We start from the raw sequence: 9,292 nt of genomic DNA on the forward strand, positions 1-9,292 counted from the left end.
TATTGTTTCCATTAAGGTTCAGTCACGCATCCAGGTGGCCTGGAGGAAATCGCGCACATAGCCGTGCGACAACCTCGCGTAGACCCCCGGCAGGCCCGGCAGCGCACAGCCTTCACCCCAGCTCACCGTGCCCATGACCGTCCAGCGACCCTTGCGCTGCACCAGCAATGGTCCACCGGAGTCGCCCTGGCAGCTGTCGATGCCCTCGGCGCCGGCACAGATCACCGTGCCTGCCTGCAGGTCGGGGTAGGCCTCGCGACAGGCATTGAAGGGGACGAACGGGGTCTGCACGGTCTGCAGCACGGTGGGCCGGGCGTCGCCGGGGAACTCGGTCACGCCCCAGCCGATCACGGTGAAGTCGCGCCCCGGGCGCAGGTAGGCGCTGTCCCGCCCGAGCATCGGTTCAGCCGGTTCCACGCCCTTGACCGGCCGTTTGAGCTGGACCAGCGCCACGTCGTTGAGCAGGTCACGGGCGTCGAACGCCGGGTGGACATGGATCGCCTTGATGTTGGACACGCGGCGGCGCGGCGTGGTCTTCAGGGTGTGCTCCCCGACCAGCACCGCCAGCTGCGGCGGCAGCAGGCCGTCCACGCAGTGCGCGGCGGTCAGCACCCAGGAGGGCGAGATCAGGGTGGCCCCGCAGCGATGGCGCTCGCGGTCGTTGTCGCCGCGCTGCAGCGACTGCAGGCTGGCCATGAACGGGTATTGGCCAGGTTCGGCGTCGGTGCCGCCGATGATGCGCGGGGTGGCCTCCGGCACGGGTGCGGCGAGCGCGGGAAGGGAAACAGCGGAGAACATCAGGCCGAACATCCAGGCCGGCCGGTAACAGGTACGCATGCAGCAACTCCTTTGCGGAAAATGGAAACGACAGGCACGACGCCAGGGCGCGTGCCAGTTCGATTCGACGGCAAAGGAGCGGGCAGGACTGCGTGGTCGGTCCCGTTTCCGCGGCAGCGCACACGCGCCGGCGATTGATGGATCCTTTTCTGCAAACCAGCGCACTACTGAACCGGGATGGCGTTCCATCCCGGCGCGCGCAGGACGCGCAGGTCAGCGCCGCGCGCTGCGGATCTCGTCCTGGATGGCCAGGGCGGCGGAACGCGGGTCGCCGGCGAGCCGGATCGGGCGGCCGACCACGATCGCATCGGCGCCGTCGGCGAACGCCTGGGCCACGCCCACGGTGCGCTTCTGGTCGTCGCCGACCGGGCCGCCGGGGCGGATGCCCGGGCACACGATGGAGAAGCCGGTGCCGGTGGCGGCGCGGATCGGGCCGGCTTCCTGGCCCGAGGCGATCACCCCGTCGATGCCCGCGGCCTGGGCGGCCAGCGCGCGCTCGACCACCACCTCCACCGGTTCACGGTCGATGCCCATGCCGCGCAGGTCGTCACGGCCCATCGAGGTCAGCACGGTCACCGCCAGCAGGCGCATGTCGCTGCCGTTGGCGGCGGCGCAGGCCTCCATCATCGCGGGGTGCCAACCGTGGATGGTGGCGTAGCTCACCGGCCACTGCGACAGGCGCTTGATCACCGCCGCGGCGGTGGCCGGGATGTCGAAGAACTTCAGGTCGACGAACACGCGCTTGTCGCGTGCGGCGAGCGCGTCGAGCACCTGGAAGTACTCGCCCGAGGCCAGCAGTTCCATGCCGATCTTGTAGAACGACACCGCATCGCCCAACCGGTCGACCCAGGCCAGCGCCTGGTCGCGGTCGGGCACATCGAGGGCGAAGATCAGGCGCTCGTCGTCGCGCAGCGGCAGCGGGGCGCGGCTCACGGGGCGACGTCCAGGGCGGCGCGCTTGGCTTCGTGGCGAGCCTGGCGCGACTGCGAATAGTCGTTGTTGAACTGCGCCGGTTCGAAGCCGCCGTAGGTCGGGTTGGGCAGCATCCACCAGCGCTCGCCGAACCAGTCGTGGTACTGCTGCTGCAGGGCGTCGCGCGCGTCGTTGGTGTTGGCGGTGACTTCGACGAAGTCGCCGAGCTGGTCGCCGAACTGCATCAGCACGCGGTACTGCTGGCCCGCCAGGCGGCGGCGGCAGTTCTTTTCGCTGCCGGCCTGCTCGCAGTCCTTGACCACCGTGCCCAGCCCCAGGAACACGCTGTCATCGGCCACCGGCAGGCCTTCGGCACGCAGGTTGGCCAGGGTGGCGTCCTTGAGGTGCACGGCGCGGTTGGAGATGTACAGCAGGGTCACGCCTTTGGCATTGGCCGCCTTGGCGAAATCGACCACGCCGGGGATGGCCTTGGCCTTCTTTTCGGCCACCCACTGGTCCCAGCTCATTTCGTCGTACTCGCCACCGTCGCGGACCAGGCGCGCCTGGTACGGCGAGTTGTCCAGCACGGTTTCGTCCACGTCCAGCACCACCGCCGGCTTCAGGCCCTTGGCCGGGTTGCCGCGCTCTTCCGGCACCAGCGCGTCCCAGTGGGCTTCCTTCAGCGCCTTGTCCAGGTGATCGGCGGCGGCGCGGTAGGTCTGCTCGGTGATCGCCCGGTATTCCTGCGAACGCTGCATCCACAGCACCGCGTTGAGGTTGTCGTTGCCGGCCACGGCGGCATCGGCCTGGCCGGCGGGCGCGGTGGCAGCGGCTGCCGGGGCCGGCGCGGCAGCTTCAGCGGGGGTTTCGGTGCGCTTGCACGCACCCAGCGCCATCACGGCACAGGCAAGCACGGACAGGGAAACGGCGGTACGACGCATGGGAATCACCAGAACTGAGTGGCGCCAGTTTACCGGCTTGGCCTGCTGCGTTCATGCCGGTGGCGGGGCTCGGCTATGCTGCTGGCCCCTGAAACACCCCGGAGCCTGCCATGACCGACGACACCCAGACCCCCGCCCTGCCCGTGCTGAACGCGGCCCAGGCCCGCGCCCTGGGCTGCCTGATCGAGAAGGAAGCCACCACCCCGGACGCCTACCCGCTCACCGTGAACGCCACCCAGGTGGCGGCCAACCAGAAGACCGCGCGCGAACCGGTGCTGCAGTTGTCGGCCGGCGATGTCCACCATGCGCTGCGCCAGCTGGAGACGCTGGGATTGGCCCGGCAGCAGTTCTCTTCACGCGCCGAGCGCTACGAGCACCGCGCCGGCAGCGCGCTGGACCTGACCCGTCAGCAGCTGGCGATCCTGGGCCTGCTGCTGCTGCGCGGCCCGCAGACGGTGAACGAACTGCTCACCCGCGCCGAACGCCTGTTCCAGTTCCAGGATGCGGACGAAGTGCGCCATCACGTGGAGCGGATGATCCAGCGTGGACTGGCGGTGCAGGTTCCGCGTGCGGGTGGGCAGCGCGAAGACCGTTACATGCACCTGCTGGCCGGACCGGTGGACGTGCAGGCGCTGGCGGAGCAGTACCGGTCGACGCCGTCAGCCGGTGGTGGCAATGCGGGGCTCGAAGCACGCGTGCAGGAGCTGGAAACCACGGTGGCCGCGCTGCAGGAACAGTTGGCCGAGTTGCGCGGGCAACTGGGCGGGTGAGATTGCGTGGGACACGCCATGCGTGTCCCACGCGATTGGTGGACAACCGTCAAACCTGCGGCGCCCCCGGTGTGGCGAACAGGAGCAGCACTTCTTCATCGCGCGGCGCCGGCAGGCGCAGGTCGCCGCGATCCTCCATGCCCAGCTTGCGCAGCAGCGCGGCCGAGCGCAGGTTCTCCGGGGCGACGATGCCGTACAGGTCGGGGTAGCCCAGTACATCACGCGCGTAGTGCATCACCCCGCGCGCGGCTTCGAACGCGTAGCCGTTGCCTTCATAGGGTGCCAGCAGCGCATAGCCCACGTCCGGCGCCGGCAGCCCGTCGCGGCGCACCAACCCGGCGTTGCCCATCCACGCACCATCGCTGCGGCGGATGATCGCGTACATGCCGAAGCCATTGAGCGTGTAGCTGCCGAGGACACGCTCGGCGGTGTAATCGCGCGCCTGCGCCAGCGTGCGCACGCCCCGGTCGGCGATATGCCGGATGAAGCCCGGCTCGTTGAGCAGCGCCAGCATGTCCGCCGCGTCATGGTCGGGATCGATCAGGCGCAGGTGCAGGCGTTCGGTCTGGATCACGGCGGACATGGAAAGCCTCGGCTAGTCGAACAATGCTTCAATCGCGGCTAGGCCGGCGCTGGCGCGCTCCTTCTTGCGCGCCGCATCGGCCACCGGGTCGGCACCATCGCGCTGCATTTCCTCGGCCGGAATCTCGTCGAAGAAACGGCTCGGCTTGAGCCGCACGTGCTCACCGAACTTGCGGGTCAGCTTGCTGTGGCTCATCCACAACTGCACCTTGGCCCGGGTGATGCCCACGTACAGCAGGCGCCGTTCTTCCTGCAGGTTGCCTTCGTCCAGGCTGACCTGGTGCGGCAGCACGCCGTCTTCGCAGCCGACGATGAACACATACGGGAACTCCAGGCCCTTGGACGCATGCAGGGTCATCATCCGCACCTGGTTGCCGCCGTCGTCCTTGTCGTTGCGCGACAACAGCGCCAGCTGCGCGGCGAGGTCGGCGGTGGACGCGCCGCGCGGACCGCCTTCGAACCACTGCGCCAGTTCTTCCAGGTTGGCCAGGCGGCGCTGGTAAACCGATTCTTCCTTGCAGGTGCTGCGCAGTTCGGACACCAGGCCGGAGTCCTTGACCAGCTTGCGCACCAGGTCGCCCGAGCTCAGCTTGGGCATCTCCGCGCGCAGGTCGCGCAGGATGTCGGTGAAGCGGCTGAGGCTGTTGGCCGCGCGCGGCGGCAGCTGCGACAGCGCGCCGATCGCTTCGGCGGCATGCGCCATCGGCAGCTCCTTGTCCGACGCCAGCTCGGCCAGCTTGGCCAGCGTACCGGCGCCCACTTCTCGCTTGGGCGACTGCACCGCGCGCATGAACGCGGTGTCGTCGTCGGGATTCACCAGCAGGCGCAGCCACGACAGCGTGTCCTTGACCTCCTGCCGCTCCAGGAACGCGGTGCCGCCGGTGATGTGGTACGGCGCGCGCACCAGCTGGAGCGCCTTTTCCAGCGGCCGCGACTGGAAGTTGCCGCGGAACAGGATGCAGAAATCGCTCCACGGAACCTGTTTGGAGGTGGCCAGGTAGGAGATCTCGGCCGCGACCTTCTCCGCCTCGTGTTCGCTGTTGCGGCACTCCCACACCCGGATGCGCTCGCCGTCGGCCTGGTCGCTCCACAGCTTCTTGAGATGTTCGTGCGGATTGTTGGCGATCAGGGCGTTGGCCGCGCGCAGCACGCGGTTGGAGCAGCGGTAGTTCTGTTCCAGCTTGATGATTTCCAGCGCCGGGTAATCGCGCGCCATCTGCTGCAGGTTTTCCGGGTTGGCCCCGCGCCAGGCGTAGATCGACTGGTCATCGTCGCCCACGCAGGTGAAGTTGCCGGCAGTGCCGGCCAGCTGCTTGAGCAGCCGGTACTGCGCATCGTTGGTGTCCTGGCATTCGTCGACCAGCAGGTAGCCGATCCGCTCGCGCCAGGCCAGCGCGATCTCCGGGTTTTCTTCCAGCACCTGCACCGGCAGCCGGATCAGGTCGTCGAAATCCACCGCGTTGAAGGCGGTGAGGCGCAGCTGGTAGCGCTCGTACACGCTGGCCGCTTCCTTCTCGCGGTTGCTGCGTGCCGCCGCCATCGCCTGCTCGGGCGAAAGACCGGCGTTCTTGGCCCGCGAAATCAGGTTCTTCACGTCCTCGATGTCGTCCGGCTTGGCCCCGTACATCAGGTCTTTCACCTGCGCGGTGGCATCGTCGGCGTCGAAGATCGAGAAGCCGCGCTTAAGCCCCACCGCAGCATGTTCGATCTGCAGGAACTTCAGGCCCAGCGCATGGAACGTGCAGATGGTGACGTCTTCCGCGTCGCCGCCGTGCAGGCGCTTGGCCACGCGCTCGCGCATTTCCTTGGCGGATTTGTTGGTGAAGGTGATCGCCGCGATGCGCTTGGCCGGGTATCGCCGGGTGCTGATCAGCTGGGCGATCTTTTCCACGATCACGCGGGTCTTGCCACTGCCCGCACCGGCCAGTACCAGCAGGGGACCTTCGCAGTGCAGCACTGCCGCGCGTTGGGGGGGGTTGAGACCGTGCATGCCTGCTCCGTGGATGCGCCATTGTAGCGGGCCTTCCGGGCCGTCGATCCGGTTGACGCCGGTAGCAGCAGCCGGTATGAGGACATGACCAGTCCAGGAGGGTGGAACATGAACGGAAATCCCGGTTATCGATGGATGTGGGGGGTCCTGACGGCCGTCGCCGTTTCGCCCGTGTCTGCCCAGCCAGTGGCCGCAGACCTGAGCGCCCGGGAGGTGCTGAGCAGCCCCGCCTTCATGGCCAACCACCCGGACATGCGCTACCGCCAGCGGGGCCATGACGCCCAGCTCGCGGGACGCCTGGAAGAGGCGCGCGACCACTTCCAGGCGGCGGCGCGCTTTGCCGACAAGCTGTCGCAGGCCGCGTTGGCCGAAATGTGGTGGAACGGCAAGGGTGGCCCGGCCGACCGCGCCATCGGCTATGCGTGGATGGACCTGGCCGCTGAACGGGGCACGCCGTTCCTGCTGGCCGAGCGCGAACGGTACTGGGCTGCGCTGGACCCGGATGAGCGGCTGCGTGCGGTCAGTGAAGGACGGGCGCTGTATGCGCAGTATGGTGATCCGGTTGCCCAGCCGCGACTGGAGCGCGAGCTGCGCGCTGGGTTGCGCAACGTGACCGGAAGCCGGACAGGATCGGTGCCACGGATGGAGCTGTTCGTCCGCGACCACCGCGGCGCGCGCACCGTGGACGCGGATGAGTTCTATCGGGGCGACTACTGGAAGCCGACGCAGTACTGGCAATGGAAGAACCAGGAGCTGGCCCGCGCCGGGGGTGCTACCGGCACGGTGGATGTCGGCCCGGCGACCTCCGTTGCCAAGCCCATCGACTAAAATCCCCCGATGGCCAAGCTCTATTTCTACTATTCGGCGATGAACGCCGGCAAGACCACCACGCTGCTGCAGTCGGCGCACAACTACCGCGAGCGCGGCATGCGCGTGGCGATCCTGACCCCGCGCCTGGACGACCGCGCCGGGCGTGGCGTTGTGGCGTCGCGGATCGGGCTGAAGGCCGACGGCGTGGCCTTCGACCGCGACACCGACCTGGAACGGCTGATCCGCGACGACCTGGCCGCGCACGGGCCGCTGGGCTGCGTGCTGGTGGACGAGGCGCAGTTCCTCAGCCGCAGCCAGGTCTGGCAGCTCAGCGAGGTGGTCGACCAGCTGCGCATTCCAGTGCTCTGCTATGGGCTGCGCACCGACTTCCGCGGCGAGCTGTTCGAAGGCAGCCAGTACCTGCTGGCCTGGGCCGACGAGATGCAGGAGATCAAGACCATCTGCCACAGCGGCAAGAAGGCGACCATGACCGTGCGCGTGGACGAACACGGCCACGCGGTACAGGACGGCCCGCAGGTGGAGATCGGCGGCAACGAACGCTACGTGTCGGTCAGCCGCGCCGAGTTCAAGAAGATCACCCGCGGCGAAGGCAGGATCGACCCTGCCCAGGCGCGTCTACCCTTGTAGACGCGCCGGTAGGTACCGACCGTTGGTCGGTACACCTTCTCAATACAACGTCCGCTCCGGCGCCCCCGCCGGCGGCGGGCTGTACTGGTAAAGCCAGGTTTCGGTCAGGGTCTTGCCACCGCTGCGCAGGTACAGGCGAATGTCGATCTGATCGGTGCCGTTATCGGGCGGCACCAGGTCGAACATGGCGCGGTAACCCTTGATCTCGCGCAGGGGGCGGGCCGAAACGGTCTCGGTGCGGCCGCGGCTGGCCTGGACCACTGCCTCCACCTCGCCCTTGTCGATCAGCGCGGCCAGCTCGCCGCCGGCGAAATCCACCGCGAAGCGCCACGAGAAATACTCGCGCTTCTTGCCGATCACCCCGCCCAGGCCGGTGCGGGTGGCCACGGCCTGGGCCAGCGGTGGGCGTGCCGGCGGTTCGGCGCCCCAGTACAGGCGATAGCCCAGCAGCATTTCCTGGCCCGGCTGCGGTTTCGCTTCCGGATTCCAGAACGCCACGATGTTGTCGAAGGTCTCGTCCACGGTGGGGATCTCCACCAGCTGCACCGAGCCCTTGCCCCACTGGCCCTTCGGCTCCACCCACAGGCACGGGCGCTTCTCGTAGAACACGCCGTCGTCCTGGTAATGGTCGAAATTGCGGTCGCGCTGCAGCAGGCCGAACCCACGCGGGTTGCTGTCCACGAACATGTTGAAGCGCAGCTGGCGCGGGTTGGACAGCGGGCGCCAGATCCATTCGCCCGAACCGGTCCACATCGAAAGGCCGTCGGTGTCGTGGATCTCCGGGCGCCAGTCCCAGGCCATGCGGCGGTCGTTCTCGCCCACCTGGTACATGCTGGTGCACGGCGCGATGCCGAGCCGTTCGATGGCCTTGCGCGGGTACAGCGCCACGTCCACGTCCATCAGCAGAACGTCACCGTTGGTGATGGCGAAGCGGTAGGCGCCGGCGACGCTGGGCGAATCCAGCAGCGCGTACACCACCAGCGTATTGGAGTCCTTGGCGGGCTGCTCCAGGAAGTAGGCGATGAAATCCGGGAATTCTTCCGGGCGGTCCATGCCGGTATCGATCGCCAGTCCGCGCGCGGACTGGCCGTACTGGCCTTCCTTGCCCACCGCGCGGAAATAGCTGGCGCCCAGGAACGCGGCGAAGTCGCGGTCGGTGTCCTGGCGGGTATTGAGGCGGAAGCCGGCAAAGCCCAGGTCGGCCGGCAGCTGCCCGTCCTTCAGGCCGCTCTTGCCGTAGTTGAAGGCCGCCGGGTCGTAGGCCAGTTCCTGTGCCATGCCATCGACCACGTCGAACATGCGCACCGGCGAGTGGAAGTACAGGCCGAGGTGGAAGAACTTGGCCTGGAAGCGGCCGGGCTGGTCGGCCCACAGCGCGTGGTCCTGGCGGTAGCTGATCGACTGGTACTGGTCCCAGTCCAGCGCCTCCAGCGGCCCCGGCAGGGTGCGCCGGTGGGTCTTGTAGGCGGCCTCGGACAGCGCGCGCGCCTGGCCTTTCAGCACGGCGAAGTCGAACGGCTGCGGCTGGCCGAGCCGGCGCAGGCCCACCTGGCTGCCCTGCGCGGCGCAGGCCGGCAGCGCGGGGAAACCGATGGCGGCCAGGGCCAGGGAGGCGTTGCGGAGGAAGTCGCGTCGTTGCATGCGGGCAGCGATGGCAGGAAAGGGCCGGCCATCATAGGCATGACCACGTTAATTCGCCGCTGTCGCGCGCGGTGGTCGTTCAGCCGGACGCCGGGCGCCGCGCGCCACGCCCGGCGTACAGGCCTGCAGCAGCTGCTCGATCTGCCGGGCCACGCAACCGC

9 protein-coding genes are annotated in these 9,292 nt (G+C 68.4%); 3 read left to right on the forward strand and 6 right to left on the reverse strand.

Going from position 1 to position 9,292, the window contains the following annotated elements:
* Positions 1–18: 18 nt before the first annotated feature.
* The 3 genes from RWO33_RS09620 to RWO33_RS09630 all read right to left on the reverse strand — a co-directional run bounded on the left by RWO33_RS09620 (position 19) and on the right by RWO33_RS09630 (position 2,690).
* The gene (locus tag RWO33_RS09620; RefSeq protein ID WP_314104655.1) at positions 19–837 is read right to left on the reverse strand and encodes a serine protease; all 819 of its coding nucleotides are present in this window, start codon (positions 835–837) and stop codon (positions 19–21) included.
* A gap of 213 nt (positions 838–1,050) precedes the next feature.
* The gene (pyrF, locus tag RWO33_RS09625; RefSeq protein ID WP_145480600.1) at positions 1,051–1,770 is read right to left on the reverse strand and encodes an orotidine-5'-phosphate decarboxylase; all 720 of its coding nucleotides are present in this window, start codon (positions 1,768–1,770) and stop codon (positions 1,051–1,053) included.
* Positions 1,767–2,690 carry a 5'-nucleotidase, lipoprotein e(P4) family gene (locus RWO33_RS09630; RefSeq protein ID WP_314104658.1) on the reverse strand — a complete coding sequence of 308 codons (924 nt, stop codon included), beginning with the start codon at positions 2,688–2,690 and terminating at the stop codon, positions 1,767–1,769. Before RWO33_RS09630 ends, pyrF begins: the two co-directional genes overlap by 4 nt.
* A 110-nt stretch (positions 2,691–2,800) precedes the next feature.
* Between RWO33_RS09630 and RWO33_RS09635 the strand changes: the two genes are divergently transcribed.
* A complete protein-coding gene (locus tag RWO33_RS09635) occupies positions 2,801–3,460 on the forward strand; it encodes a DUF480 domain-containing protein (RefSeq protein ID WP_314104659.1) in 660 nt (219 codons plus the stop codon).
* Positions 3,461–3,509: 49 nt separating this feature from the next.
* On the opposite strand, the gene RWO33_RS09640 is transcribed toward RWO33_RS09635, so the two are convergent.
* Together RWO33_RS09640 and RWO33_RS09645 are read right to left on the reverse strand one after the other, a co-directional pair.
* Positions 3,510–4,043, reverse strand: a complete 534-nt coding sequence (locus RWO33_RS09640) for a GNAT family N-acetyltransferase (RefSeq protein WP_314104661.1) — start codon at positions 4,041–4,043, stop codon at positions 3,510–3,512.
* A gap of 12 nt (positions 4,044–4,055) precedes the next feature.
* A complete protein-coding gene (locus tag RWO33_RS09645; protein ID WP_314104664.1) occupies positions 4,056–6,032 on the reverse strand; it encodes a UvrD-helicase domain-containing protein in 1,977 nt (658 codons plus the stop codon).
* A gap of 171 nt (positions 6,033–6,203) precedes the next feature.
* Here RWO33_RS09645 and RWO33_RS09650 point away from each other — a divergent pair, with 171 nt between their 5' ends.
* Together RWO33_RS09650 and RWO33_RS09655 are read left to right on the forward strand one after the other, a co-directional pair.
* Entirely contained in the window at positions 6,204–6,860 is a 657-nt protein-coding gene (locus tag RWO33_RS09650) for a hypothetical protein (RefSeq protein WP_314104666.1), read from the forward strand.
* A 9-nt stretch (positions 6,861–6,869) separates the two neighbouring features.
* The gene (locus RWO33_RS09655; RefSeq protein WP_145480589.1) at positions 6,870–7,490 is read left to right on the forward strand and encodes a thymidine kinase; all 621 of its coding nucleotides are present in this window, start codon (positions 6,870–6,872) and stop codon (positions 7,488–7,490) included.
* A gap of 39 nt (positions 7,491–7,529) precedes the next feature.
* Here RWO33_RS09655 and RWO33_RS09660 read toward each other — a convergent pair whose 3' ends face one another.
* A complete protein-coding gene (locus RWO33_RS09660; RefSeq protein ID WP_314104669.1) occupies positions 7,530–9,131 on the reverse strand; it encodes a glucan biosynthesis protein D in 1,602 nt (533 codons plus the stop codon).
* Positions 9,132–9,292: the final 161 nt, after the last annotated feature.

It is taken from the genome of uncultured Stenotrophomonas sp. (genome assembly GCF_963519925.1).
In the GTDB taxonomy this organism is placed as follows: Bacteria; Pseudomonadota; Gammaproteobacteria; order Xanthomonadales; family Xanthomonadaceae; genus Stenotrophomonas; species Stenotrophomonas maltophilia_AE.